At 71.3% G+C, this 25,503-nt stretch carries 21 protein-coding genes; 8 read left to right on the plus strand and 13 right to left on the minus strand.

What is annotated here, in order from left to right; all coding sequences use genetic code 11:
- Positions 1-100 precede the first annotated feature (100 nt).
- Positions 101-1,654 carry a thiamine pyrophosphate-binding protein gene (locus EIL87_RS14505; RefSeq protein ID WP_125091042.1) on the plus strand — a complete coding sequence of 518 codons (1,554 nt, stop codon included), beginning with the start codon at positions 101-103 and terminating at the stop codon, positions 1,652-1,654.
- On the opposite strand, the gene EIL87_RS14510 is transcribed toward EIL87_RS14505, so the two are convergent.
- Entirely contained in the window at positions 1,631-2,710 is a 1,080-nt protein-coding gene (locus EIL87_RS14510; RefSeq protein WP_125091043.1) for an Ldh family oxidoreductase, read from the minus strand. The genes EIL87_RS14505 and EIL87_RS14510 overlap by 24 nt on opposite strands.
- A 363-nt stretch (positions 2,711-3,073) precedes the next feature.
- Complete coding sequence (locus EIL87_RS14515; RefSeq protein ID WP_125091044.1) at positions 3,074-3,817, minus strand: ribonuclease activity regulator RraA; 744 nt, start codon at positions 3,815-3,817, stop codon at positions 3,074-3,076.
- Positions 3,818-3,937: 120 nt separating this feature from the next.
- Between EIL87_RS14515 and araD the strand changes: the two genes are divergently transcribed.
- Both araD and EIL87_RS14525 read left to right on the plus strand, forming a co-directional pair.
- Entirely contained in the window at positions 3,938-5,668 is a 1,731-nt protein-coding gene (gene araD, locus EIL87_RS14520) for an L-arabinonate dehydratase (RefSeq protein ID WP_125091045.1), read from the plus strand.
- A 15-nt stretch (positions 5,669-5,683) separates the two neighbouring features.
- Entirely contained in the window at positions 5,684-6,586 is a 903-nt protein-coding gene (locus tag EIL87_RS14525; RefSeq protein WP_125091046.1) for a dihydrodipicolinate synthase family protein, read from the plus strand.
- Here the strand turns inward: EIL87_RS14525 and EIL87_RS14530 are convergent.
- The 7 genes from EIL87_RS14530 to EIL87_RS14560 all read right to left on the minus strand — a co-directional run bounded on the left by EIL87_RS14530 (position 6,580) and on the right by EIL87_RS14560 (position 16,936).
- Positions 6,580-7,101, minus strand: a complete 522-nt coding sequence (locus tag EIL87_RS14530; RefSeq protein ID WP_125091047.1) for a hypothetical protein — start codon at positions 7,099-7,101, stop codon at positions 6,580-6,582. The genes EIL87_RS14525 and EIL87_RS14530 overlap by 7 nt on opposite strands.
- Before the next feature lie 161 nt (positions 7,102-7,262).
- Complete coding sequence (locus tag EIL87_RS14535; RefSeq protein ID WP_125091048.1) at positions 7,263-10,640, minus strand: pyruvate carboxylase; 3,378 nt, start codon at positions 10,638-10,640, stop codon at positions 7,263-7,265.
- A gap of 322 nt (positions 10,641-10,962) precedes the next feature.
- Positions 10,963-13,197 (minus strand): ATP-dependent DNA helicase RecG, encoded by a 2,235-nt coding sequence (gene recG, locus EIL87_RS14540; RefSeq protein ID WP_125091049.1) that lies wholly within the window; start codon positions 13,195-13,197, stop codon positions 10,963-10,965.
- Positions 13,198-13,236: 39 nt separating this feature from the next.
- A complete protein-coding gene (locus EIL87_RS14545) occupies positions 13,237-13,695 on the minus strand; it encodes a hypothetical protein (protein WP_125091050.1) in 459 nt (152 codons plus the stop codon).
- A 291-nt stretch (positions 13,696-13,986) separates the two neighbouring features.
- A complete protein-coding gene (locus tag EIL87_RS14550; RefSeq protein ID WP_158628646.1) occupies positions 13,987-14,937 on the minus strand; it encodes a DUF1648 domain-containing protein in 951 nt (316 codons plus the stop codon).
- Complete coding sequence (locus tag EIL87_RS14555) at positions 14,934-15,281, minus strand: GntR family transcriptional regulator (protein ID WP_199740411.1); 348 nt, start codon at positions 15,279-15,281, stop codon at positions 14,934-14,936. Before EIL87_RS14555 ends, EIL87_RS14550 begins: the two co-directional genes overlap by 4 nt.
- A 95-nt stretch (positions 15,282-15,376) precedes the next feature.
- On the minus strand, positions 15,377-16,936 hold the full coding sequence (locus EIL87_RS14560) for a DAK2 domain-containing protein (protein WP_125091052.1): 1,560 nt from the start codon (positions 16,934-16,936) through the stop codon (positions 15,377-15,379).
- A gap of 291 nt (positions 16,937-17,227) precedes the next feature.
- On the opposite strand from EIL87_RS14560, the gene rpmB reads away from it, so the two are divergent.
- Positions 17,228-17,419, plus strand: coding sequence for a 50S ribosomal protein L28 (gene rpmB / locus EIL87_RS14565; protein WP_010305739.1), 192 nt, complete (start codon positions 17,228-17,230; stop codon positions 17,417-17,419).
- A gap of 130 nt (positions 17,420-17,549) precedes the next feature.
- On the opposite strand, the gene EIL87_RS14570 is transcribed toward rpmB, so the two are convergent.
- Positions 17,550-18,224, minus strand: coding sequence for a uracil-DNA glycosylase (locus tag EIL87_RS14570; protein ID WP_125091053.1), 675 nt, complete (start codon positions 18,222-18,224; stop codon positions 17,550-17,552).
- Between the two features lie 360 nt (positions 18,225-18,584).
- On the opposite strand from EIL87_RS14570, the gene EIL87_RS14575 reads away from it, so the two are divergent.
- Positions 18,585-19,916, plus strand: coding sequence for an MFS transporter (locus EIL87_RS14575; protein ID WP_125091054.1), 1,332 nt, complete (start codon positions 18,585-18,587; stop codon positions 19,914-19,916).
- 315 nt (positions 19,917-20,231) lie between these two features.
- Here the strand turns inward: EIL87_RS14575 and EIL87_RS14580 are convergent, their stop codons facing one another.
- Positions 20,232-21,221, minus strand: a complete 990-nt coding sequence (locus EIL87_RS14580; protein WP_199740412.1) for a thiamine-phosphate kinase — start codon at positions 21,219-21,221, stop codon at positions 20,232-20,234.
- Between the two features lie 73 nt (positions 21,222-21,294).
- Between EIL87_RS14580 and EIL87_RS14585 the strand changes: the two genes are divergently transcribed.
- Both EIL87_RS14585 and EIL87_RS14590 read left to right on the plus strand, forming a co-directional pair.
- On the plus strand, positions 21,295-21,528 hold the full coding sequence (locus tag EIL87_RS14585; protein WP_125091056.1) for an Lrp/AsnC ligand binding domain-containing protein: 234 nt from the start codon (positions 21,295-21,297) through the stop codon (positions 21,526-21,528).
- A gap of 39 nt (positions 21,529-21,567) precedes the next feature.
- A complete protein-coding gene (locus EIL87_RS14590) occupies positions 21,568-22,155 on the plus strand; it encodes a DUF3515 domain-containing protein (RefSeq protein ID WP_233576245.1) in 588 nt (195 codons plus the stop codon).
- A 50-nt stretch (positions 22,156-22,205) separates the two neighbouring features.
- On the opposite strand, the gene EIL87_RS14595 is transcribed toward EIL87_RS14590, so the two are convergent.
- Together EIL87_RS14595 and pdxR are read right to left on the minus strand one after the other, a co-directional pair.
- The gene (locus tag EIL87_RS14595) at positions 22,206-23,297 is read right to left on the minus strand and encodes a D-alanine--D-alanine ligase family protein (protein ID WP_125091057.1); all 1,092 of its coding nucleotides are present in this window, start codon (positions 23,295-23,297) and stop codon (positions 22,206-22,208) included.
- A 77-nt stretch (positions 23,298-23,374) separates the two neighbouring features.
- The gene (gene pdxR / locus EIL87_RS14600) at positions 23,375-24,793 is read right to left on the minus strand and encodes a MocR-like pyridoxine biosynthesis transcription factor PdxR (protein WP_125091058.1); all 1,419 of its coding nucleotides are present in this window, start codon (positions 24,791-24,793) and stop codon (positions 23,375-23,377) included.
- 60 nt (positions 24,794-24,853) lie between these two features.
- Between pdxR and EIL87_RS14605 the strand changes: the two genes are divergently transcribed.
- Entirely contained in the window at positions 24,854-25,498 is a 645-nt protein-coding gene (locus EIL87_RS14605) for a pyridoxamine 5'-phosphate oxidase family protein (protein WP_233576246.1), read from the plus strand.
- Positions 25,499-25,503: the final 5 nt, after the last annotated feature.

The following is a 25,503-nucleotide window of genomic DNA, read 5'->3' on the forward strand; positions in this document are numbered from 1 at the left end:
ACGGGCGCCCGACACGGCCGGACGACCTGCGGGTTCCCGACCTGGCGTCCTCACGGTGTATGATATACCACACTGCGAGATCGAATGCTGCGAGGGAACCATGCGCACCGTCGCCCAGACCGTGACCCGCGTGCTCGCCGACGCGGGAGTCGAACACGGCTTCACCGTGCCCGGCGAGTCGTTCCTGGGCCTGCTCGACGCGTTCACCGGGACACCCGAGCTGACGCTGGTCTCGACGCGGCACGAGAGCGGTGCCGCGTTCATGGCCGAAGCGTGCGCCAAGTTGAGCGGGGTGCCCGCGGTGGCGATGGCCAGTCGCGGCCCGGGCGCGACGAACCTGTCCATCGGCGTGCACACCGCGCGGCAGGACCACACCCCGATGGTGGTCCTGCTCGGCCAGGTGCCCTCGACCAAGCTGGGCCGCGAGAGCTTCCAGGAGGTCGACCTCGCGGCCCTGTACGCGCCGCTGGCGAACTGGACGGCGCAGCCCGCCACGGCGGCCGAGGTGCCCGGTCTGGTCGCCGAGGCGCTCGCGCAGGCCACCGGCCCCCGCCCTGGGCCGGCCGTGGTGGCGGTGCCCAGCGACTTCTGGGACGAGCCCTTCCCCGGGCCGCTCCCGGCCCCGGGTGCCGTCGTCGCCGAGGAACCGGACGTCGCCGGGGTGGCTGAGCGCCTGGCCGCAGCGCGCAGCCCCGTGGTGATCTCCGGTGCCCGGGATCCCCGCAGCCACCGGGAGCTCGTCGCCGCAGCCGAGGAGCTCGGACTCGCGGTGTACACGGGTTTCCGGCGGCAGGACTCCTTTCCGGAGGACCACCCCCACTTCGCCGGGCACCTCGGCCTGGCCGTGCCGGACGCGCAGCTCAAAGCGTTGGAGAACGCCGACGTGGTGCTCACGGTCGGCATGCGGCTCGACGAGGTGACCAGCCAGGGCTTCCGCTTCCCGCTCCCCGAGCAGGAACACCTCCAGCTGCCGACCTCGGCGCTCGGCGCGCTGCGCGCGACGGCCCCGGCACGGCGGCGCGACTGGTCAGCGGCGCACGCGGCGGTCACCGAGTTCATGGCACCACCCGAGTTCCCGGCGCGCTCGGCGCTGCACCCGACCGAGGTGGTGCGCGCGCTGCGGCGGCTCGCGCCGCGCGACGCGGTGGTCACCAACGACGCGGGCAACTTCTCCGGGTTCGCGCACCGCTACTGGTGCTTCACCGAACCCCGCACCCAGCTCGGCCCCTGCAACGGCGCGATGGGCTACGCGGTCCCCGCCGCCGTGGCCGCCAAGCTCGTCGCTCCGGAGCGCACCGTGCTCGCGATGGTCGGCGACGGCGGCGCTCTGATGACCGGCCAGGAGGTCGAGACCGCGGTGCGGCACGGGGCTCCCGTGGTCGTGGTGGTGTTCCAGAACGGCCTGTACGGCACGATCGCGCTGCACCAGGTGAAGAGCAGCCGTGCGATGTCCGCGGTCGACATCGGCGCGGTGGACTTCGCCGGGTGGGCGCGGAGCCTCGGCGCCGCCGGGTACACAGTCGACGCCCGCGAGCAGCTGGAGCCGGCGATCCGGGCCGCCCTGGGCGAGGACCGGCCGTGCGTGCTGGACGTGCGCACCGATCCTGACGTGCTCACCGCGGACGCGAGGCTAGGGGACTTCCTGGAGAGCTGAGGTCACCCCGGCGCGCTCGGCGACACCGCGCAGCTGCTCGACGAGCGAGTCGGGCATCGGGATCCCGTTGCGGGAACGGTCCTCTCGTGCGGCGGCTTGCGGATCTCCCGCCACCAGGACGGGTTCGTCCGGGTTCAGCGGCGGGGTCGCGTGCAGGTGGTCGATGGCGTCGTCGAGGTCGTCCTCGAACTCGCCCGGTGGCCGGAACCCGCTCGGGTCGAGGGCGAGGAAGAAGTGCCCGATGTTGTGCGGATCCTCAGGTGCGCGGCTGGCCGGGAAGGCACCGCCGCAGAGCGTGGCGGCCAGGACGTGTGCCATCACGCTCAGCCCGTAGCCCTTGTGCGAGCCCAGCTCGGGTGTGCCGCCGAGCGGGGTCAGGCCGCCGACGTCCTCGTGGCGCAGGATGTTCAGGGCCCGGTGCGAGTCGGTCACCGGGCGGGCGTCGGCGTCGACGACCCAGCCTTCGGGCAGCGGGCGTCCCTGGAAGTCGTAGACCTTGACCTTGTTGACGGCGGCCGTGGTGGTGGCGATGTCGAGCAGGAAGTGCGGGTTGCGCCGGGCCGGTGCGGCGAACGCGATCGGGTTGGTGGCCAGCACGGGAACCACCGAGCCGGTCGGTGGCGAGGCGGGGAGGTTGGCCGAGCTGGTGACCAACCCGATCAGCCCTCGCCGGGCGGCCATCTCGGCGTAGTGGCCGGCCGCGCCGAAGTGGTGCGAGTTGACCACCGAGACCACGCCGACGGTTCCGGCACTGGCCTTGTCGATGGCCAGGCGCATGGCCTGCTCGCTCGCCGGGTGCCCGAGGCCGCCGTGCGCGTCGACCAGCGCGGACGCGGCGTCCTCGCGCACCACGGTCGGTCTCGCGCGCAGGTCGAGCCTGCCTTGAGCGCGGAACTGCTCGTAGGTCATCAGCATCGACACGCCGTGCGAGTCGATGCCCGCCAAGTCCGTCCCGACCACCACCTCGGCAGTGGTCTCAGCCAGGTCCTGGTCCATGCCCCACGCCACGAGGACGTCGACCACCAGCTCGCGCACCACGTCCGCAGACACCCGCACCACGCCTCCTCACCTCCGCACCACAGCGGAGAACATCCAGGGTTGTTCAGAACGCAGCGGAGGTCACCGTCTTCAGCTGTGGCACCAACCAGCACCGCCGCAGATCCAGACGGCCCGCGGCGGCAGCCGCATCTTCAAGTGAGGGACTCACCTCGCACCGCCGCAGATCCAGACGGCCCGCGGCGGCAGCCGCATCTTCAAGTGAGGGACTCACCTCGCACCGCCGCAGGTCCGGAGCGGCTCGGGGCGAGTGCGCCGCGACGCCGCGTGTCCAGACATGCTCAAGGAGCGGCGCACGGAGCCACGGAGCCGCCCAGGTCCTGCCACCCGCACCGCCACGCAGACCAATCTTGTGAACAAGTTTCAACGCCAGGGGTTTTCGGTGGCCCACTCCTGGTACGCGACGCGGCTCGTCTCATCCGGCGGGTAAGTTCCGCGCAGGGGCAGCCCGGATTCCACCCGGGAGAGGACGAACTCCTCGAGGTGCTCCTGGGCAGCGGCGGCCTCGGCGACCTCCTCGACGAGGTGGCGGGGGATGCACACCACGCCGTCGGCGTCGCCGACGAGCACGTCGCCCGGGTAGACGGCGACCTCGCAGCACCCGATCGGCACCTGCATGTCGACCGCGTGGTGCTGGATCAGGTTCGTGTTGGCCGACGGGTTCACCGCGAACGTCGGCATCTCCAGGCTCGTGAAGCCGTCGGAGTCGCGCACCGATCCGTCGGTGACCACGCCCGCGCAACCCCGGTGCAACAGCCGGGTCGCCAGGATGTGGCCGAGGGACGCCGCGCGCTGCTTCCCGCGCGAGTCGATGACCAGCACCTCACCGGGGCTCACCGACTCCACGGCCTTGCGCTGCGGGTGGTCGTAGTCCTGGAAGACCGACAGCACGTCGACGTCCTCCCGGGCCGGGATGTAGCGCAACGTGAAGGCGACACCGACCATGGTGGTCTGGTCGGGGTTCAAGGCGCGCAGGCCTTGCATGAACTGGTTGCGCAGCCCGCGCGAGAGCAGCTGCGTGGTGATGGTCGCCGTGCTGGCGTAGCGCAGCGCCCGGACCGTGCCCTCCGGCAGCGGATCGGAAGCCGTGACCGCGGTGTCCACCATCTTCGCCCCTTCGCATCGTCGGAGGTCTGAGATATCATATACCGCGAGGCAAGGTCGCGGCCCGCGATCGCCAGCCAAGACGCCCGAACAGCGAAGTTCCAGGAAGGGAGCGAGCCCGCCATGTCGCGTCCCCGGCTCACCGCCGAGCAGCTGCGCAGTCACCGCTGGTTCGGCGTGGACACCATGCGCTCGTTCGGGCACAAGTCCCGCGCCAAGCAGATGGGCTACGACGCTGAGGACTACTCCGGCAAGCCCGTGATCGGGATCGTCAACACCTGGAGCGACATCAACCCGTGCCACACGCACTTCCGCGAGCGGGTGGCCGACGTCAAGCGCGGGGTGCACCAGGCGGGCGGGTTCCCGCTGGAACTGCCGGCGATGTCGCTGTCGGAGCCGTTCCAGAAGCCGACCACGATGCTCTACCGGAACATGCTCGCAATGGAGACCGAGGAGCTGCTGCGCTCCTACCCGGTCGACGGCTGCGTGCTGATGGGCGGCTGCGACAAGACCACGCCAGGCCTGATCATGGGCGCCACCAGCGTCGACGTGCCGTCGCTCTTCCTGCCCGCCGGACCGATGCTCAAGGGGCGCTGGAAAGGCGTGACCTTGGGCAGCGGGTCGGACACCTGGAAGTACTGGGCGCAGCGCCGCGCCGGCACCCTCGGCGAGCGGGAGTGGGGCGAGATCGAGGACGGCATCGCCCGCTCCCCCGGGCACTGCATGACGATGGGCACCGCCTCGACGATGACCGCGGCGGCCGAGGCGCTCGGCCTGGTGCTCAGCGGCGGCTCGTCGATCCCGGCGGCGTTCTCCCACCACCCGCAGCTGGCGGTGGCGACCGGGCGCCGGATCGTCGACCTCGTCTGGGAGGACTTCAGGCCGCGCGAGATCTTGACCCGGGAGGCGTTCGAGAACGCCGTCGCGGTGGTGATGGCCATGGGCGGTTCGACGAACGCGGTGATCCACCTGGTCGCGATGGCCGGGCGCGCGGAGGTCGACCTCCCGCTGGAGGTCTTCGACGACCTGTCCCGCCGGGTCCCGGCGCTGGCCAACATCCGGCCGTCCGGTGAGTACCTGATGGAGGACTTCCACGACGCGGGCGGCTTGCGCGGGCTGATGGCCGAGCTCGGCGAGCTGCTGCACCGGGACGCGATCACGGTGACCGGCCGGACCCTCGGGGACGACCTCGACGGCGCCGAGGTGCACGACACCGACGTGATCCGCCGCCGCGACAACCCGCTGTCGGAGCAGGGCGGGCTGGCGGTGCTGCGCGGGTCGCTGGCACCCGACGGTTGCGTGGTCAAGACCAGCGCGGCCAGCCCGGGCCTGCTGCAGCACGCGGGCAGGGCCGTGGTCTTCGACTCCTACGAGGACATGGAGGAGCGCATCGACGCCGAAGACCTCGACGTCGACGAGAACTCGGTGCTGGTCCTGCGCGGTGCCGGGCCGCTCGGCGGTCCGGGCATGCCGGAGTGGGGGATGCTGCCGATCCCGAAGAAGTTGCTGCAACGCGGGATCACCGACATGGTCCGGATCTCCGACGCGCGGATGAGCGGCACCAGCTACGGCACCTGCGTGCTGCACGTGGCACCGGAGTCGTACGCGGGCGGGCCGCTCGCGCTGGTCCGCGACGGCGACCTGGTCGAGCTCGACGTGCCCGGCCGGCGGCTCGACCTGCGCGTCGACGCCGAGGAGCTGGAGCGCAGGCGCGCCGAGTGGAAGCGGCCGGAACCGACCTTCGCGCGCGGTTACGGCAAGTTGTTCGCCAAGCACATCACCCAGGCCGACAAGGGCTGCGACTTCGACTTCCTCGAGGGTGCAGGCGGCGCGCCCGAACCGGCCATCCACTGATCGAGCGGAGGAGCGATGCCCACCAGCGTCGAAGCGCTGCACGGGGTCACCGCGATCACCGTGACCCCCTTCGACGGCACGGTCGCCCCGGACTGGCCCGGTTACGAGGCGGTCGTGGCGCGGATGGCCGAGGCCGGGGTGCAGGTGATCACACCCAACGGCAACACCAGCGAGTTCTACGCGCTGTCCCGCGACGAGTGGCAGCGCGCCAACGAGGTGACCGCGGCCGCGGCGGGTGGTTCGGTGGTGATGCCGGGCATCGGCTACGACATCGCCACGGCCCAGGACATGGCGGTGGCGGTTCAGCAGCTCGGTGCGTCGCTGGCGATGCTGCACCAGCCGGTGCACCCCCACCAGTCGGTGGCGGGGTGGGTGGCTTACAACCGCCAGATCGCGCAGTCCGCGCCCGGTCTCGCTTTCGTGCTCTACGTCAAGGACCCCCGCGTTGGCGCCGACGCGCTGGGCGCGTTGTTCGACGCCTGCCCGAACGTGGTCGGCGTGAAGTACGCGGTGGCCGACCCGCCGCGATTCGGCGAGCTTTGCGCCACGCTGGGCGAAGACCGGGTCGCCTGGTCGTGCGGGTTGGCCGAGCGCTGGGCACCGGCGTTCTGGCCGCTGGGCGCGGCCGGGTTCACCTCGGGCGGGGTCAACGTGGCCCCGAAGCTCTCGCTCGACTACCTCGCCGCCCTGCGTGCGGGCGATCAGGCCCGCGTCCAGCGGTTGTGGTCGCTCATCGCTCCGTTCGAGGAGATGCGCGCCGCGGACGCCACCGCCTGCAACGTCGCGGTGGTCAAGGAGGCGCTGGCGCAGCAGGGCCTGTGCGGGGCGGGCGTGCGGCCACCGGCCGGTGTCCTGTCCCCGCAACAGCGGGAACAGGTCACCGGCATCCTGGCTTCCTGGTCCGAGGCCGGTTATTGACCGTCGATCCGCACGAACGCCTTGGCCGAGGAAGCCCAGCGGTAGTGCTCGGTGTGCCCCTGTCCGGTGTCGAAGTCGGTGATCCACACGGCGATGTCGCCGTGGAACACCTGGTACTCCTCGGGCACCTGCGTCCACACCGGCGGGCTGACCACGGTGCCCAGCGTCTGCGGCTCGGTGCCGCCCGGGTCCGTGGTCATGCCGATCAGCGCCCGGGAGTACTCCGCATCGCGGGGCCCGCACTCCACCAGGATCAGCGCGTCCTCGACCCCTTCACCGGTGACGTCGGCGAAGCCGATCGGCTTGTCCGGCGCGAACCGGTAGACGTGGTCTCCCGCTTCCCCGGCGCCGTCGGTGAACGAGACGACTTGCCGCGGGCACGATCCCACTTCAGGTACTTCGAATTCGGCGTTGCGCCAGTCGACTTGCTGCACGTCGGCTGAAGCCGCACCGCTGCCGGCGAGCAGGCCGGCAGCCACGAGCGCCCACGCGCTCGACATGAACCGCTTGCGCATTCACGTCCCCCATGTCTCGATCGCGTCCTGTTCCGCTAACGACGACACGGGCGGTCAGTTCCCTCCTGTTGCCTCGTTCCGGCGTGTTCACCGCATCGGATGACGAACGGGCCGCCCCTCCGAGGAGGAGCGGCCCGTTCCCAGGGGTCCGGCGAAGGGGATCAGCCGATCTCGAGGATCAGGTCGCCACCCTCGACCTGCTGCACGGAGCCGATGGCGAGGCGCTTGACCTGGCCGCCCTGCGGGGCGGTGATCGCGGCCTCCATCTTCATGGCTTCGATCGTCGCCACCGTCTGGCCGGAGTCGACCGCGTCACCCTCGGCGACCGCGAGCGTCACCACGCCGGCGAAAGGGGCTGGGACGTGGCCGGGGTTGCCGCGGTCGGCCTTCTCCGCGACCGGCAGGTCGCTGGCCACCGAGCGGTCCCGGACCTGGATGGGCCGCAGCTGCCCGTTGAGCACCGCCATCACGGTGCGCATGCCGCGCTCGTCGGGCTCGCTGATCGCTTCCAGCCCGAGGAGCAGTCGCACACCGGGCTCGAGGTCCACCGAGTACTCCTCCCCGGGCTTGAGGCCGTAGAAGAAGTCCTTGCTGCGCAGCAACGAGGTGTCGCCGTAGGCGTCCCGGTGTTCCTGGAACTCCTTGGTGGGCTTGGCGAACATGAGCCGGTTCAGCGTGTTGCGACGGTCGTTGACGAGCCCGTCGCGGTCCTCGGTGGACAGTTCGGCGACCTTGCGGGTCGTGGTGCGGCCTTCCAGCGCGCGGGTGCGGAACGGCTCCGGCCACCCACCGGGCGGGTCGCCCAGCTCGCCCTGCAGGAACCCGATCACCGAGTCCGGGATGTCGAACTTGCGCGGGTCGGCTTCGAAGTCGGACGGGTCGACGCCAGCGCCGACCAGGTGCAGCGCCAGGTCGCCGACGACCTTCGAGGACGGGGTGACCTTGACCAGCCTGCCGAGGATCCGGTCCGCGGCGGCGTACATGGCCTCGATCTCCTCGAACTTGTCGCCGAGTCCGAGCGCAACGGCCTGGGTGCGCAAGTTGGACAGCTGACCGCCGGGGATCTCGTGGGAGTAGACCCGGCCGGTCGGCGAGGCCAGCCCGGCTTCGAAGGGCTGGTAGATCTTGCGCACCGACTCCCAGTACGGCTCGAGGTCGCACACGGCTTCCAGGTCGAGGCCGGTCGTGCGGTCGGTGTAGTCGGTGGCCGCGACCAGCGAGGACAGCGCGGGCTGCGAGGTGGTACCGGCCATCGACGCGGTCGCCGCGTCCACGGCGTCCACACCGGACTGGATCGCGGCCATGTAGGTGGCCAGCTGCCCGCCCGGGGTGTCGTGGGTGTGCAGGTGCACGGGCAGGTCGAACTCCTGGCGCAACGCGGAGACGAGCTTCGCCGCGGCCGGCGGGCGCAGGAGCCCCGCCATGTCCTTGATGGCCAGCACGTGCGCACCGGCGTCGACGATCTGCTCCGCCAGGCGCAGGTAGTAGTCCAGTGTGTACAGCTTTTCGTCCGGGTTGGACAGATCAGCGGTGTAGCACAGCGCGACCTCGGCGATGGACTTCCCGGTGTTGCGCACCGCTTCGATGGCCGGGCGCATCTGCTCGACGTCGTTGAGCGCGTCGAAGATCCGGAAGATGTCGATGCCGGTGTCGGTGGCCTCCTGCACGAAGTGGTCGGTCACCTCCGTCGGGTACGGCGTGTAGCCGACGGTGTTGCGACCGCGCAGCAGCATCTGCAAGCAGATGTTCGGGATCGCTTCCCGCAGCTTGGCCAGCCGCTCCCACGGGTCCTCTGCGAGGAACCGCAGCGCGACGTCGTAGGTGGCGCCGCCCCAGCACTCGACCGAGAACAGGTCCGGCGTCATGCGGGCCACGTGCGGCGCGACGGCCAGCAGGTCCTTGCTGCGCACCCGGGTGGCCAGGAGCGACTGGTGGGCGTCGCGGAAGGTGGTGTCGGTGACACCGACGTTGTTGGCCTCGCGCATCCACCGCGCGAAGCCCTCCGGGCCGAGCTCGGTGAGCTTCTGCTTGGTGCCGGGCAGCGGGGTGGCGGTCAGGTCGATCTCGGGGAGCTTGAAGCTCGGGTCCGCCGCGCTCGGGCGCGAGCCGTTGGGCTTGTTGACCGTGACGTCGGCGAGGTAGTTCAGCAGCCGGGTGCCGCGGTCGGCGGAGTGCCGGGCGGTGAGCAGGTGCGGGCGCTCGTCGATGAACGAGGTCGTGACGCGGCCCGCGCCGAAGTCCTCGTCGTCCAGCACCGCCTGCAGGAACGGGATGTTCGTCGCGACGCCGCGGATCCGGAACTCGGCGAGGGCTCGGCGGGCGCGCGCCACCGCGGTCTGGAAGTCGCGGCCCCGGCAGGAGAGCTTGACCAGCATCGAGTCGAAGTGCGCGCTGATGCTGGTGCCCGCGAAGGCGGTGCCGCCGTCGAGGCGGATGCCCGCGCCACCCGGCGAGCGGTAGGCGCTGATCATGCCGGTGTCGGGGCGGAACCCGTTGGCCGGATCTTCGGTGGTGATGCGGCACTGCAGGGCCGCACCGCGCAGCCGGATCGCGTCCTGGGTCATCCCCAGGTCCTCGAGCGTCTCACCGGCGGCGATGCGCAGCTGCGACTGGACGAGGTCGGCGTCGGTGACCTCTTCGGTCACGGTGTGCTCGACCTGGATGCGCGGGTTCATCTCGATGAAGACGTGGTTGCCGCGCTCGTCGACGAGGAACTCCACGGTGCCGGCGTTGACGTAGCCGATCTTGCGGGCGAAGGCGACGGCGTCGGCGCAGATCCGCTCCCGCAGCTCCGGGTCGAGGTTCGGCGCCGGGGCGATCTCGATGACCTTCTGGTGGCGCCTCTGCACCGAGCAGTCGCGTTCGAAGAGGTGGACGACGTTGCCGTGGCCGTCGGCGAGGATCTGCACCTCGATGTGCCGCGGGTTGACCACGGCCTGCTCCAGGAAGACCGTCGGGTCGCCGAACGCGGATTCGGCTTCGCGCATGGCCGCTTCCAGGGCTTCGCGCAGCCCGGCCGGGGCGTCGACGCGGCGCATGCCGCGACCGCCACCCCCGGCGACCGCCTTGACGAAGACCGGGAAGGTCATGCCCTCGGCGGCGGACAGCAGCGCGTCGAGGTCCTGCGACGGCTCGGAGGAGTCGAGCACCGGTACGCCGGCTTCGCGCGCGGCGTTGACGGCGGTGGCCTTGTTGCCGGTCATCTCGAGGATCTGCTGGCGCGGTCCCACGAAGGTGATGCCGGCTTCGTGGCAGGCCTCGGCCAGCTCGGGGTTCTCCGAGAGGAAGCCGTAGCCCGGGTACACCGCGTCGGCACCTGCCTGACGTGCGGCGTTGATGATCTCGTCGACGGAGAGGTACGCGCGGACCGGGTGGCCGGCTTCGCCGATCTCGTACGACTCGTCGGCTTTCAGCCGGTGCAACGAGTTGCGGTCTTCGTGCGGGAAGACCGCGACGGTCCCCGCTCCCAGCTCGTAGGCGGCGCGAAAAGCGCGAATCGCAATCTCGCCGCGGTTCGCGACGAGCACCTTGCGGAACATGCCGGCTCCCTCGGATAACAGGCGTCGGTCGGTGTGGAAGACACTACCGCGAAAATTCCCCGCAACGGGAGAACCCGTCAGGTGATGAAGACCTCGGGACCCCTTGTGACCAGCCTAAACGCTGGACGCGCACAAGGCGTGGCCAGAAGAAAATCTAGAGAACTTCTCGGCCGGGGAAGTTTCGCTCGCCTATTCGACACCGGGAGGTCATCTCGCGGACACGCGCAGTCGATCTCGGCCGCTTCGCGCCCGACACGCCCGGAACCACGTCGAGAGGAAATTCCGGCAGGACTGCCCAACATGCGAGATCCCGCCCGGGCGATCACGACTTCTCGAGGTACTCCGCGCGCTGCTCGTCGACGACCTCCGACACCATGCGCGCCAATCCCGAGTGCTCCCGCAGCTCCGGGTCGGCCGCGACGAACCGGTCCGCCTCCTCGCGGGCCTGGGCGATGACCTCTTCGTCGCGCAGCAGCGAGAGCATCTTCAACCCGGACTTCCGGCCCGACTGGGCGGCACCCAGGATGTCGCCCTCCCGCCGCAGCTCCAGGTCCAGCCGCGCCAGCTCGAACCCGTCGGTGGTCGAGGCGACCGCGTCCAGCCGCTCGCGGGTCGTGGTGCCGCCCATCGCCTCGGTGACCAGCAGGCACAGCCCGGGCGCGCTGCCCCGGCCGACCCGGCCGCGCAGCTGGTGCAGCTGCGACACGCCGAACCGGTCCGCGTCCATGATCACCATGACGGTCGCGTTCGGCACGTTCACGCCGACCTCGATCACCGTGGTCGCCACCAGGACGTCCAGCTCACCCGCGGCGAAGGAGCGCATCACCGCGTCCTTGTCGTCGGGCGCCAGCCGGCCGTGCAGCACCCCCAGTCGCAGGTCGGAGAGCGGCCCGGCGGCCAGCTGCTCGGCGACGTCCACCACCGCCACCGGCGGCCGCCGCTGCGCGCCACCGTCCTCCGGCGGCGGCTCCTCCCCGTCACCGTCATCCACAGTGGACTTCTTCGAGGACTTGCCGCCCTTGCCCGAGCTCTCCTCGTCGTCACCGATCCGCGGGCACACCACGTACACCTGGTGGCCGGCGGCGACCTCCTCGTGGATGCGCGCCCACGCCCGGTCCAACCACGCGGGCTTCTCCGACACCGGCACCACGCTGCTGCTGATCGGCGACCGTCCCTGCGGGAGCTCGCGCAGCGCGGAGGTCTCCAGGTCGCCGTAGGCCGTCATCGCCACCGTGCGCGGGATCGGCGTCGCCGTCATCACCAGCACGTGCGGCGCGGTCTCCTCCCCCGCGCGAGCGCGCAGGGCGTCGCGCTGCTCGACGCCGAAGCGGTGCTGCTCGTCGACCACGACCAGCCCGAGGTCGGCGAAGGAGACCTTGTCCTGGATCAACGCGTGCGTGCCGACCACGATCCCGGCCTCCCCGGAGGCCGCCTGCAGCATCGCCTCGCGCCGCTGCGCGGCCGTCAGCGACCCGGTCAGCAAGGTCACCCGGGTCGCGCTCTCGGCCGCGCCCAGCTCACCGGCCATGGCCAGGTCACCGAGCATCTCGCGCAGCGAACGCGCGTGCTGCGCGGCCAGCACCTCGGTGGGCGCGAGCATCGCCGCCTGCCGACCGGCGTCGACGACCTGCAGCATCGCGCGCAGCGCGACCACCGTCTTACCGCTGCCGACCTCGCCCTGGACCAACCGGTTCATCGGGTGCTCGGTGCCCAGGTCGGCAGCGATCTGCTCGCCGATCTCCCGCTGGCCCGCGGTCAGCTCGAACGGCATCCGCTCGTCGAAGGCCGCCCGCACCCCGTCGTCGCGGCTCCGGCACACCGGCGCCGGGTGCGACTGGGCGGCGCTGCGGCGCTGGGCGAGCGTGAGCTGGATCGCCAGCGCCTCGTCCCACTTGAGCCGTTCCTGCGCGGCGGCGACCTCGCCGAAGTTCTGCGGGCGGTGGATCTTGCGCAGTGCGTCCTCGAGCGAGGTCATGCCCAGGCGGTCCCGGAGCTCGGCCGGCAGCGGGTCGTCGGTGCCGTCCCAAACGTCGAGGACCTGGCTCACGCAGCGCGCGATCGACCACGACGGGAGGCCCTGCGCCGACGGGTAGACCGGCAGCAGCGCGCCCGCGAACTCCTCGGCGGCGGCCCCCACGTCCGTGGCGTCCGAGTCGAACAGGTGGTACTCGGGGTGAGCCAGCTGCAGCTGGTCGCGGAAAGCGGTGACCTTGCCCGCGAACATGCCGCGCTTGCCGGGGACCAGTTCCCGCTCGCGCCAGGCCTGGTTGAAGAACGTGCACGTCAGGGAGCGGTGCCCGTCGGTGATGCGGGCCTCGACGATCGTGCCGCGGCGGGACTTCATGGACCGCTTGGTGACCCGCTCGACCTTGGCCAGCACGGTCGCGTGCTCGCCGAGCTCCAGTCCGGCGATCGCGGTCAGCTCGCCGCGTTCGGCGTAGCGGCGGGGGTAGTGGCGCAGCAGGTCGCCGACGGTGACCAGCCCCAGCGCGGACTCGAGCGCCTTGCCGGTCTTGGCCCCCAACAACCGGTCGAGCTTGGCGTCCAATGTGGTCACGGCAGTCCTCCGCCTGCGTACTCGGTCAGCACCGCGAAGCTACTCGGCAGCACCGACGGCCTCCCGGCCACCGAACCGCCAGCCCGCCCACGCGACGGGCAACGCGCCGAGCAGCAACCAGCCTTCACCATCCAGCTGGGTGGCGTCGCGGAAGTCCGGCGCGTCCAGGTTGGCCACCGTGGTCAGCACCACCGTTCCCAGCACCACCCAACCGAAGACCGCCAGCACCGCCCCGGTCAGCGCAGCGCCGCGCTCGCGCAGCACACCGCGCAGCACCAGCGCGCTCCACACCGCCGCCACCACCAGCCACCACACCAGCTTGCTGAGCAGGAAATCGCGCAGCGAGCTGGAGCTCTCCGGCGTCCCGGTCGAGGTCCACTCGACGGCGATCGGTTCGGGCAACCGAGCCCGCACCGCCATCGGCACGGTCAGCATCAGCACGGCCACGAGCAGCGTCCAGCCGGTGATCAACCACAGGTACCGGCTCCGGACTCGCACTGCTGGCTCCCTCGACGACGTCGCCTCGAGATTAGCGCCACCCGCCACCGGACCGTCCGAGGACCCGCGCCGACGCGCACCGGTGACAGGAAGGATCCCCTCCACCCGCGGAGGCTTCTCGAGCACGGGTGAGAGGGACGTTCCCATCTACGCGTGGAGGGAACTTCCGGTTCACGCGTTGAGGACCCTCCGCCCGTGGGCGGGAACTCCGGGGCTTCGCGGCAGGAGAGTTCCCCTGCACTGGTGAGAGGGACGTTCCCCTCCACCGCCGACCAGGGGGAGTTCCCGTGCTCACATCGCGGAGCGTTCCGCCAGCAGCGCGTTGACCAGTTCCGCGCCGCGTTCGGGCTTGTCGACGCTGATGACGAAGTCGCGGCCCGAGGTCAGGCGCAGCACCAGGCACTCGCCGCCGCGCAACATGATCGCGGTGGTGGCGGGTAAGACCCGGTAGCCCCAGCCGCCGACGGCGAGGGCGCGGTGCCGGGCGACGCCGGCGCTGCTGATCTGCTCCAGCCGGATCCGGCGCGTGGGGAAGCGCTGCGGTCCGAAGGTGGTGTGCACCCCGCGCTCGTCGACGCGGACCCGCGCAGTCGACAGCGCCGTCACGACGACTCCCGCGAACAGCTCGGGCAGCGCGGCCTGCCAGCTCCCGAGCGCGGCCACCACCACGCCGACCACCAGCACCGCGGAGCCGGTCACGACGAGGACCGGGCTGGTCACCGAGGAGACCCACACCGCGCGCTGCCCGGGTGCCAGGTCGAGCTCGCCGCTCTGGGGTGCTGGTCCGGCGTCGCCCTCGTCCGGCCCGCGGTTGCCGAGCAGCCACCCGACGCCGCCCGCCGCCGCAGATGCCAGCAGCACCACGAGCACGTGCCACAGCGGCAGCCGGGCGTCCCGCCAGTCGACGTGGTCGAGGTTGGCCCCCACCGTGGAGAGGACCAGGCTGCCGAAGAAGACGGCCGTGGCAGCGAGCAGGGCGGCGGACCCGGCTCGCTGCGCCCGGCGCTTGCCGACCGCCCCGCCGACCACGCCGAACGCCGCCGCCAGCAGCCACCCGGGGAGCACGACCAGCGGGAACACCGCGTGCGACATCGACCCGTCGGGAACACCGGCACCGGTGAAGTGGGTGGCCACGGGGTCGGGGAGCCGGTCGCGCAGCAGCACCAGCGGTGCCACGAGAGCAACCGTCGCGACGACCGTCCAGGTCAGCGAGACGGCCAGGAAGGTCTTCCGGGGGTTCACATCTCCTCCTCGATCCACCGCGTCAGGTCGGCGGTGGTGAAGCCGCGGCGTCGCGCCTCGGCCAGCAGGTCGCGCAGCTGCCCGCGCAGCGCCGCTTCCGGGTCGGGGCGGTGCAGCACGGTCACGCCGCGCCCGCGCCGGAACTCCAGCAGTCCTTCGGCGCGCAGCTGCCGCAACGCCCGCAGCACGGTGTTGGCGTTGATGCGCATCGCGTCGGCCAGGTCGCGGGCGGGTGGGAGCCGGTCACCCGGCCCGACCTCCCCGTCCGCGATGGCGCGGCGGATGGCGTCGGCTGCCTGCTCGTGCAGCGGACGCTCGTCCTCAAGGTCCAACGAGAGCAACATGGTGCTAATAAAACTAGCACCATCATACTCATCTGAGAAGCGCGCTCGACCGCGGGGAACCTCCCGGACGGGAGGCTCCCCTGGTCAGGAGGCGACTACTCGATGCCGATCAGCAGCAGGGCGTCCAACGCGCCGGCCGGATAGCTGACCACCTCCACCTCGGGGTGCTCGCGGCGCAGGTGAGCGGACAGCTCCCCGGGCAGCTCAACCGGGGTGTTGTCACCGACCAGCGCGGTGAGCAGCTCGCCGCCGGTGGTGAGCATCCGGGTCAGCAGCTCCCGGGCCGTGCCGGCGAGGTCTTCGCCGATGAGCACGACCTCTCCGTCGATCAACCCCAGGATGTCTCCAGGACGGCAGCGCCCGACCCAGGTCAGCGCTTCGGCGTCGGCGACGTAGAGCTCCCCGCGCCGGGTGGCCGCAGCGGCCTCGGCCATCGCGACCTGGTCGTCCGCGCGGCGCCGGTTCGGGTCGTGGACCGCGAGCGCGGCCAAGCCCTGCACCGGTGAGGCCGTCGGCACCACGACGACCTCCGGTGAGTCCTTCGGCAGGTCGGTGACCACGCGTTCCACCACCAGCGCGGTGTCCAGGTCGTTGGGCAGCACCACCACGTGCGCGGCACCGGTGCCGGCGAAGGCCTCCCGCAGCTCGGCCGGCACCGGCAACGAGCCGCTGACCAGCACGTCGGCACCCTCGGCGGTGAAGAGCCGGCCGAGCGCCTCCCCCGGCACGCACGCCAGCACCGCCACGTCGCGGGCGTACGCGGCCTGCTGGTCCGCGAACCGGGTCACCTTGATGCGGTGCACGCGCCCGCTCTCGATGCCCGACTCGACCGCTCCGCCGATGTCGTCGCAGTGCACGTGCACCGCCCACGACCCGGAGCCGTCCCCGACCACCGACACGCAGTCACCGAGTTCGGCCAGCCGCTCGCGCAACGCCTCGGCACGCGGCGCCTCGGTGTCGGTGAGCATGTACATGACCTCGTAGTCGAAGCTCGACTCGTGCTCCAGCAGGTCGGACTCCGCAGGCACCGGAAGGTCCGGGGCCAGCCACTCCCCGTCGCAGACCACCGCGTGCAGCGCGTCGAGCAGCAGCACCACGCCCCGACCACCGGCGTCGACCACGCCTGCTTCGGAGAGCACCGGCAGCTGGGACGGGGTGGCGGCCAGCGCCTCGACAGCCGCGCGGGTCGCGCCGCGCACCACCTCGACCAGGTCGTCCGAGCCCTGACCGCCGGCGGCAGCCCCGCGCAGCACCGACAGCGCGGTGCCCTCCTGCGGCTCCGCGACCGCCTGCCGGGCCAGGCCTTCCGCGCGCAGCAGCGCCTCGCCCAGCGCCGCGCCGTCCGCGGTCACCGCGTCCTGCAGCTGCTCGGACAGACCCCTGATGGCCTGCGACAACAACATCCCGGAGTTGCCGCACGCGCCTCCGAGCGCCCCCTTGGACAGCGCGGACAGCACGCCGCCGAGCGTGTCCGGAGCGGCTTCGTCCAGCGTGCGCACCGCCGAGCGCATCGTCTGCAGCAGGTTGGTGCCGGTGTCGCCGTCGGCGACCGGGAAGACGTTGATCCGGTCGATCGTCTCGCGCTCGGCGGCCAGCGCCGACAGGGCCAGGTCCGCCCAGCGGCGGGCAGCCGCCGCGTTCAGCGTCCGCAACACCCGGGACCTCCCACGCAGCTACGATCGGTCGGACCCGAGACTATCCGCAGTCAGCCGCGCCGCGGTGCTCCGCCGCACATCGGCCCCCACCTCGGAAGGCGCAGGTAGCGGTGGGCTAGACTGATCCGGTCCCAGGGTGGCGATGACCCCGGGCAACCGGGTTCTCCGGGCTCAGGCCGCCGCACGGCGGTGAGCAGGAAGCGCTCCCGACAGTGCCTCTCCGTTGTGGTGCGGCACGAACGCGGGGCTCTCATCGCTGTGACCGCTCAAGCAAAGTAAGGGGTGTCTGACGTGGCTGCCGTCTGCGACGTCTGTGGCAAGGGACCAGGCTTCGGCAACTCGGTCTCGCACTCCCACCGGAAGACCAAGCGCCGGTGGAACCCGAACATTCAGACCGTGCACGCCAAGATCGGTCTGTCCCAGCGCAAGCGCATGAACGTCTGCACGTCGTGCATGAAGGCCGGCAAGGTCGTCCGCGGCTGAGGATCGTTCTTCGCTAGGAGCCCCGGGGTGGTATCGCCTCGGGGTTTTCTGCTGTCCGGGGGGCGGCTCCCTCCCGGACCGCCCCTGCCTGGAGCACCCGCGAACCGGCCGGACCCGGTTCGCGGGGTCCTCAGGGAAGCTTCCAGTCGATGGGCTCCCAGCCCTTCCGCTCCAAGATCTCGTTGGCGCGGCTGAACGGCTTCGACCCGAAGAAGCCCCGGTCCGCCGACATCGGGCTCGGGTGCGGGGACTCGACGCACTCCACGCCGGGCATCAGCGGCCGCAGGTCCCGCGCGTCGCGTCCCCAGAGGATCGCCACCAGCGGCTCTTCGCGGTCGGCCAGCGCCCTGATCGCCTGGGCCGTGACCTGCTCCCAGCCCTTGCCCCGGTGCGACCCCGGCTTGCCGGGGCTGACGGTGAGCGCGCGGTTGAGCATCAGCACGCCGCGCTCGGTCCACGGGGTGAGGTCACCGCTGGAGGGCTTGGGGTGACCGAGGTCGTCGCAGTACTCCCGGAAGATGTTGACCAGGCTGCGCGGCGGCGCCACGCCCGGCGCGACGGAGAAGCTGAGCCCAACCGGATGCCCCGGCGTCGGGTAGGGGTCCTGCCCGACGATGAGCACCCGCACGTCGTGGAACGGCTGCTGGAAGGCCCGCAGCACGTTCTCGGGCGCAGGCAGGTACGTGCGGCCTTCGGCGACCTCGGCGCGCAGGAAGTCCCCCATCGCCGCTATCTGGTCCGCAACCGGTGAGAGCGCTTCCGCCCAACCGGCCTCGACGGTTTCGTGCAGTGGACGTGCTGCCATGCGGAGCAGGTTAGCGATCGACACCGCGCGCCTGTCGCGCAACCCCACTTCACCCGCGAGTGTTACAGGTCACATACCGATGAGGTAACGGTGATCGCGAGTTACCTCACATGCGTAACCGGAACTACTCCGAAAGTGCCATTTGCGCCCGTCATCGCGGAAATCCCCCTGTCAAATCGGTGACGCTCCGGCAGCGCCTTTCCCGCTCGCCCGGCGTGCGGTTTCGCATGGAGGAAATAACGTGGAAATGCCTGATGTCGTGCTTTTGGTGGCCACACCATGGTCACTCGGCTAGGTTCTGGCGAAGTTCCAAAATGACCACGGCCGTGGAGACAACACCCGGAGGTGGGCCGCACAATCATGACTTCTCAGGAAACAGCCGAAACAGAGGCCGAGCAGAAGTCGTTGCTGCGCCGCGCTGTTGGCGCCGCGGCGATCGGCAACTGCACGGAGTGGTACGACTTCGGCGTCTACGCGTACGTGGCAGCCTACGTCGGACACCAGTTCTTCCCCGGCCCTTGGGAGACCATCTCCGCGTTCGGCGTCTTCGCCATCTCATTCCTGTTCCGCCCGCTGGGCAGCCTGTTCTTCGGTCCTCTCGGGGACCGGATCGGCCGGCAGAAGGTCCTCGCGGTGACGATCCTGCTGATGTCGGGCTCCACGTTCGTCATCGGCCTGCTGCCGACATACGGGATGATCGGCCTGTTCGCACCGATGCTGTTGCTGCTGTGCCGGTTGGTCCAGGGCTTCTCCACCGGTGGTGAGTACGGCGGGGCCGCGACCTACATCGCCGAGTACGCCCCCGACCGCAAGCGCGGCTTCTGGGGCAGCTGGCTGGAATTCGGCACCCTGGTCGGGTTCGGGCTCGGTGCGCTGGTGCCGACCATCCTGATCCTCACCCTCGACAGCGGTTCGATGGAGAGCTGGGGCTGGCGGATCCCGTTCCTCATCGCCGGTCCGCTGGGCGGCGTCGGCCTGTACCTCCGGTCCAAGCTGGAGGACACTCCGGCGTTCAAGCAGCTGGAGAACACCCACCAGGTCGCCAAGTCCCCGCTGCGGGACCTGATCCGCGACTGGTGGCGCCAGCTGCTGATCCTGATGGGCATCGTGATCCTCATCAACGTCGCCAACTACACGATCCTGACCTACATGGAGACCTACCTCTCGGACACGCTCCACGTGCCCGAAGGGCAGGAGCACCAGGTGCTGGTGCCGCTGCTGCTGACGGTCGTGTTCATGCTGGTCCTCATCACGCCCGTGGGCGCGCTGTCGGACCGGGTCGGCCGCAAGCCGCTGTTCCTGTCCGCAGCGATCTGCTTCCTGGTGCTGCCGGTTCCGGCGTTCTGGCTGATCGGCCAGGGGACGGTCATGACGACGATCCTGGGCTTGGGTCTGCTGGCGATCGGGCACGTGCAGCTGATCGGGCCGTTGGCCGCGACGTTGCCGGCGATGTTCCCGACCAAGGTCCGCTACGCGGCCTTCTCGGTGGGCTATAACATCTCCACCGCCGCCTTCGGTGGCACTGCGCCGCTGATCAACGACTCCGTCGTGACCAGCACCGGCAACAGCTACTTCCCCGCCTTCTACCTGATGGGCGCGGCACTGGTCGCCATGGTGCCGATCCTGCTCATGAAGGAGACCGCGAAGAAGCCGCTGATGCAGGACGCCCCCGCGGCGGCACCGGCGAACTGACGCCGACACCACCACATCTGGAAGGGCCCCCTGGCAAGCCAGGGGGCCCTTTCGTTCACGGTCGGCCCGCGGCGACAGCCGATCCCCAAGTGAAGGACTCGACCCGCACCGCCCCAGGAACCAGGCGGCCCGCGGCGACAGCCGCTTCCCCAGGTGAAGGACTTGACCCGCACCGCCCCAGGTCCTGAGCGGCGTCGTGGCGAGTACGCCGCGACGCCGCTGCGCAGACCTGCTCAAGGAGCGGCGCACGGAGCCACGGAGCCGCCCAGGTCCTGCCAGCCGCACCGCCACGCAGGACGAGCCATCAGCGAAGGATCAGCGCCAGTGTTCCCAGCCTGTGGGCCCGTCGTAAGGCTGCCCGTCGAGGGTGACGCCCGAACCTTCCGCCACGACGCCGATCTCGCGGAAGTCGGGCGGCAGGGGGCTGTCGGCCGGGAAGGTGGCGACCAGGGCCTGGTCCTCCCCACCGGTGAGCACCCAGTGGCGGGCGTCGGCGCCGAGGGCCGAGGCGACTTCGACGAGCCGCTGCGGGACCTCGACCTGCTCCACGCGCAGGTCGATGGCGACCCCCGAGGCGGCGGCGATGTGCCCGAGGTCGGCCAGCAGGCCGTCGGAGGTGTCCACCATGGACGTGGCGCCCGCGAGGGCGGCGCGCGGCCCGGCGCCGTACGGCGGTTCGGGCACGCGGTGCGCCCCGACGACGGCGACCGGTGAGCGGAACCCGCGCCCCAGCACGGCTAAGCCCGCTGCGGACCAGCCGAGCCGACCGGCGACCGCGACGACGTCACCCGGCCGAGCTCCGGAGCGGGTGACGGGCTCCCGCCCCTCCAGATCGCCGAGGGCTGTGATCGAGATCGTCAGTGACGGCGACGACACCATGTCGCCCCCGGCGATCCCGATCCCGGCCTGCTGTGCCTCTTCCCACAGGCCGTCAGCGAGTTCGTCGACCGTCGCCGCGGGGGTGTCGGGCGGGCAGCCCAGACCGACCAGCAGCCCGGTGGGAACCGCGCCCATCGCGTTGATGTCGGAGAGGTTCACCGCGACCGCCTTGCGCCCCACCTGGTGTGGCGTCGACCAGTCGAAACGGAAGTGGACCTGCTCCACGAGCACGTCGGTGGTGGCCACCACCCGGCCGTCCGGGGCGGCCAGCACAGCCGCGTCGTCGCCGGGGCCGAGCACCGTGCCCGGCGACTGCTCGCGACCAGACGTCACGCGATCGATGAGGTCGAACTCACCCACCTGGGAAATGGTCAGTGGTTCCTGGGACGAGTCAGGACCCAACTGGGACCTTCCTTCCTTGAGCATCAGCTCGGTCAGATGGGGTAGCTTTCTGCCAGTTTCCTACCCCGAGCACATGGGCTAGACGAAGGGGCACGCCGTGGTACAGGCATACATCCTCATCCAGACCGAGGTCGGCAAGGCGGCCGCCGTCGCCGGCGAGATCGCCGGCTCCCCCGGCGTCATCAGCGCCGAGGACGTCACCGGCCCGTACGACGTCATCGTGCGCGCCGAAGCCGAGAACGTCGACCTCCTCGGCAAGATGGTCGTCGCCAAGATCCAGAACGTCGAGGGCATCACCCGGACGCTGACGTGTCCGGTGGTTCACCTCTGAGGTACCCCTCCTCCGGACGGACCGGCCCGTGGTGCTGTAGTGGGGAACGTGGTGGAGAACGAGGGAACCGGCGTTCCGAAACCGGTTCTGATCATCGCGATCGCGCTGGGTGTGCTGCTGGCCGCCGGGGTGGCCGGTGTCGGCCTGTACGGCTGGTACGGCGAGCAGCGGATGCGGGAAGAGGCCGAGGCCGCCGCGGCCGCGCGCCGGACCGGGCCGCTCGCGGCAGCGCCGATCCCGGCCCCTGAGGCGCAGTCCCCGGAGTGCGCCTCGGTGATGTCCGCGCTGCCCGCGGCGCTGACCGTCGAGGGGACGCCGGTGCCGCGCAGGCCGCTGGCGGAACCCGCGCCGGCCGCCACCGTCGCGTGGGGCGACGCCGGTCACGACCCGATCACCGTGCGCTGCGGCATCGACGCCCCGGCCGAGCTGACGCCGACCTCGCCGCTGGTGGAGGTCTCCGGGGTCAGCTGGCTGGAGATCAACCAGGGTGGCGACTCCTCGTGGCTGGCCGTCGACCGCCCGGTCTACGTCGCCCTCAGCGCGCCCGCCGACATCGGCACCGGGCCGCTGCAGGACCTGTCGAACCTCATCGGCCAGAAGCTGCCCGAGCAGCCCGTCTTCCCCTGACCGGACCGCACCGGGAGCGAGGACCGCGGTCGTCGCTCCCGGGCGCGGGGTCAGCGCAGGCCGGTGCCCCGGGCCAGAGCGGTGTCGATGAGGGTGGTCAGCAGAGTCGGGTAGTCGATGCCGCTGTGCGCCCACATCCGCGGGTACAGCGAGATCGACGTGAAGCCCGGCATCGTGTTGACCTCGTTGATGATCAGGTGGCCCTCGTCGGAGAGGAAGGAGTCGACGCGGGCCAGGCCCTGGCACTCCAGGGCGGCGAAGGCGCGGACCGCCATGTCGCGCAGCTGGGCCGTGTGCTCGTCGCTGATCTTGGCGGGCAGGTCGAACTCGGTGACGTCGTCGAGGTACTTCGACTCGTAGTCGTACCAGTCGCTCTCACCGGTGACCCGCAGCTCGGCGGGCTGAGAGGCCTCGACCCGGCCGTCCGGGAACTCCAGCACGCCGCACTCGATCTCGCGGCCGGTCACGCCGCTCTCGATGATGACCTTCGGGTCGGTGCGCCGGGCCTCGGTGATGGCCTCGTCCAGGTCGGCCCAGTCGGTGACCTTGGTGATGCCCAGCGACGAGCCGGCGCGCGCGGGCTTGACGAACACCGGCAGGGTGAGCCGCTCGCGCTGCGCGTCGGTCAGCGTTCCCTGGCCGCGGCGCAGGACTTCGTAGGTGCCGACCTCGAGACCTTCGGCCGCGAGCAGCTTCTTCGTGTACTCCTTGTCCATCGACACCGCGCTGGAGAGCACGCCCGGCCCCACGTAGGGGACGTCGGCCATCTCCAGCAGGCCCTGGATGGTGCCGTCCTCACCGAAAGCGCCGTGCAGCACCGGGAAGACGACGTCCACACCCGAGAGCACTTCGCCGCCCTTGCCGGGTTCGAGCAGCACCAGCTCCTGGCGCGTCGGGTCCCCCGGCAGGGCCAGCGCGGTGCCGGAGACGACCTGGGGTTCCTTGCGGTCCCGGATCTCCAGCTGCTTCGGGTCGTCGGTGCCGAGCACCCAAGCGCCTTCCTGGGTGATGCCCACCGGCACGATCTCGAAACGGTCCTGGTCCAGGTGGGCGAGCACGCTGCCACCGGAGACGCAGGAGATGCCGTGCTCGGTGCTGCGCCCGCCGAAAACGACGGCCACCCGGGTCTTGCGCGAAGTCATGGGCGGGACCATACCCCGGGCCGGCTCCGGTCGTTCCACGAAGCCCTCTCGCGAGCGACACGATGCGGTCTCGGCGTTCACCCGTCCGTCCTGCGGCACAACTCGGCCACGACGGGCAGGGCGGATTCGAGTTCGTGGCGGCTGCAGGCGGCGTAGCCGAGGGCCAGTCCGCACCACCGCTGGGGCCCGTCGTGGTGGCGTCGCAACCCGTCGAGCACGAGCCCTTCCTCGGCACCTCGGTCCAGCACGCGCCGCTCGGTCTCGGCGTCGGGCAGCGGCAGCACCACGTGGGCCCCCGCGCGGTCGCCGAAGACCTCGATGCCCTCCGCGGCGAGGGAGTCGACGACGAGGGCGCGGCGCTGCGACAGCTCGCGGCGCAACCGTCGCAAGTGGCGCCCGAGGTCCCCGTGCCGCGCGAGTTCCACCAGCACGCGTTGGCCCGCCAGCGCCGGCCCTTGCCCGATGCGCTCGCGGTGCCGCTGGACAGCGCTGGTGATCGGTTCGGCCGCCAGCATCCAGCCGACGCCGAGCGTGGGGGTGAGGATCTTGCTGGTGGTGCCCAGGTGCACCACGACGTCCGGAGCCATCGAGGCCAGCACCGGGAGCGGGGCGACGTCGTAGCGGAGTTCGCCGTCGTAGTCGTCCTCGACGATGAGCCAGTCCTCGTCGCGGGCGCGCTCGATGAGGGCGATGCGGCGTTCGGCGGGCAACCTCCCGCCGATGGGGAACTGGTGCGCGGGCGAGCAGTAGACGGCCGCGACTCCCCTCGGGACGTCCTCGACGACCAGTCCGGAGTGGTCGACCGGCGCGGCAACGACCTCGATGCCTGCCGCCTTCAGCGCACCGACCGCGCGCTGGTAGCCGGGTTCCTCGACGGCGACCTTCGCTCCGCGCGGCAGCACCGCGGCGGCCAGCTCGCCGAGGGCGGTGCTGGTCCCGCCGGTGGCCAGCACGTTCTCCGCGGTCCACCCGCCGGGCACCAGACCCCGGTGCCGCAGCAGGTGTTCCACGACGGCCTCGCGGTAGCTGAGCAGCCCGGCGCGCTGCGGGCGCAGGTCGGGCGCGGTGTCGGCGGCGGCGCGCCACGCGCGGCGCCACGCGGCGCGGTCGAGGCCGTCGGCCCAGGGGACTCCGGCGAACAGCTGCACCATCGGCCGCTCGGCGTGCGGCGGTTCCAGGACGGGTGGCGGCACGGCGTCGGTGCGGGCGCCGGGCGGGCTGGTGGTGACGAAGGTGCCCGAGCCGCGGCGTCCGACGATCCAGCCCTCGGCGTGCAACTGCTCGTAGGCGGCGGCGGTGACGGTCCGGCTCACGGACAGGTGCCGAGCCAGGGCGCGCGTCGACGGCAAGCGGTCGCCGCCGCGCAGCTGGCCGATGGTGGCTGCGTGCCGCAACGCGTCGGCGAGCTGCACCGCGAGCGGCAGATCGGCGTCCCGGTGCAGGTCGATCGGCAGTTCCAGCAGCGGCGAGCTGGCCGCGGGCACGTCATGTGGCATTTCGGGATTCTCCCTGATTGGCACTTCGATGATGCCACTCGTGCGGGCGATGCTGGCGACGTGACTTCGCAGCTCTCCCCCACCGAACGGTCCACCGTCCGCCGCGGCGCCCACCGGGCGCGCACCGACCGCGCCGACCTGCACGCGACCCTCGACGCCGGGCTGGTCTGCCACCTCGCCCTGGTCGTCGACGGAGCGCCACGGGTGCTGCCCACCGGCTACGGACGTCGCGACGACACGCTCTACCTGCACGGGTCGACCGGGGCGCGAAGCCTGCGAGAAGCCGACGAGGTGTGCGTGTCGGTGACCCTCGTGGACGGCGTCGTCTACTCGCGGGCGATGATGCACCACTCGATGAACTACCGGTCAGCGGTGATCCACGGCCGGGTCCGGCGCGTCGAGGACCCGGACGAACGCTGGGAAGCCCTGCGGGCGATCACCGAGCACCTCGCGCCCGGGTCGTGGGACTACGCGCGGCACCCGAACCGGAAGGAGCTCGCCGCCACCACGGTGCTGGCGCTGGACCTCGGCGAGGCGTCGGTCAAGATCCGGAACGCCGACCCCGGCGACGACCCCGAGGACGTCGAGGCGAACGAGGTCTGGGCCGGTGTCCTCCCGCTGCACCGGACCTGGGGCGAGCCAGTGCCCGCCTCCGACCTCGTCGCGGAACTGCCCGTCCCGGAGCACGTCCTGCGCAGGAGGTGAGCGGC

The organism is Saccharopolyspora rhizosphaerae (genome assembly GCF_003931915.1).
In the GTDB taxonomy this organism is placed as follows: Bacteria; Actinomycetota; Actinomycetes; order Mycobacteriales; family Pseudonocardiaceae; genus Saccharopolyspora; species Saccharopolyspora rhizosphaerae.

Excerpts from the sequence above, each read along its gene's own strand:
- EIL87_RS14515 (WP_125091044.1), bottom strand. The coding sequence starts at position 3,817 with ATGGTGGACACCGCGGTCACGGCTTCCGATCCGCTGCCGGAGGGCACG.
- EIL87_RS14530 (WP_125091047.1), bottom strand. The coding sequence starts at position 7,101 with ATGCGCAAGCGGTTCATGTCGAGCGCGTGGGCGCTCGTGGCTGCCGGC.
- araD (WP_125091045.1), top strand. The coding sequence starts at position 3,938 with ATGTCGCGTCCCCGGCTCACCGCCGAGCAGCTGCGCAGTCACCGCTGG.
- pdxR (WP_125091058.1), bottom strand. The coding sequence starts at position 24,793 with ATGCCACATGACGTGCCCGCGGCCAGCTCGCCGCTGCTGGAACTGCCG.
- EIL87_RS14580 (WP_199740412.1), bottom strand. The coding sequence starts at position 21,221 with ATGCTCAAGGAAGGAAGGTCCCAGTTGGGTCCTGACTCGTCCCAGGAA.
- EIL87_RS14570 (WP_125091053.1), bottom strand. The coding sequence starts at position 18,224 with ATGGCAGCACGTCCACTGCACGAAACCGTCGAGGCCGGTTGGGCGGAA.
- EIL87_RS14555 (WP_199740411.1), bottom strand. The coding sequence starts at position 15,281 with ATGTTGCTCTCGTTGGACCTTGAGGACGAGCGTCCGCTGCACGAGCAG.
- EIL87_RS14575 (WP_125091054.1), top strand. The coding sequence starts at position 18,585 with ATGACTTCTCAGGAAACAGCCGAAACAGAGGCCGAGCAGAAGTCGTTG.
- EIL87_RS14505 (WP_125091042.1), top strand. The coding sequence starts at position 101 with ATGCGCACCGTCGCCCAGACCGTGACCCGCGTGCTCGCCGACGCGGGA.
- EIL87_RS14595 (WP_125091057.1), bottom strand. The coding sequence starts at position 23,297 with ATGACTTCGCGCAAGACCCGGGTGGCCGTCGTTTTCGGCGGGCGCAGC.
- EIL87_RS14525 (WP_125091046.1), top strand. The coding sequence starts at position 5,684 with ATGCCCACCAGCGTCGAAGCGCTGCACGGGGTCACCGCGATCACCGTG.
- EIL87_RS14535 (WP_125091048.1), bottom strand. The coding sequence starts at position 10,640 with ATGTTCCGCAAGGTGCTCGTCGCGAACCGCGGCGAGATTGCGATTCGC.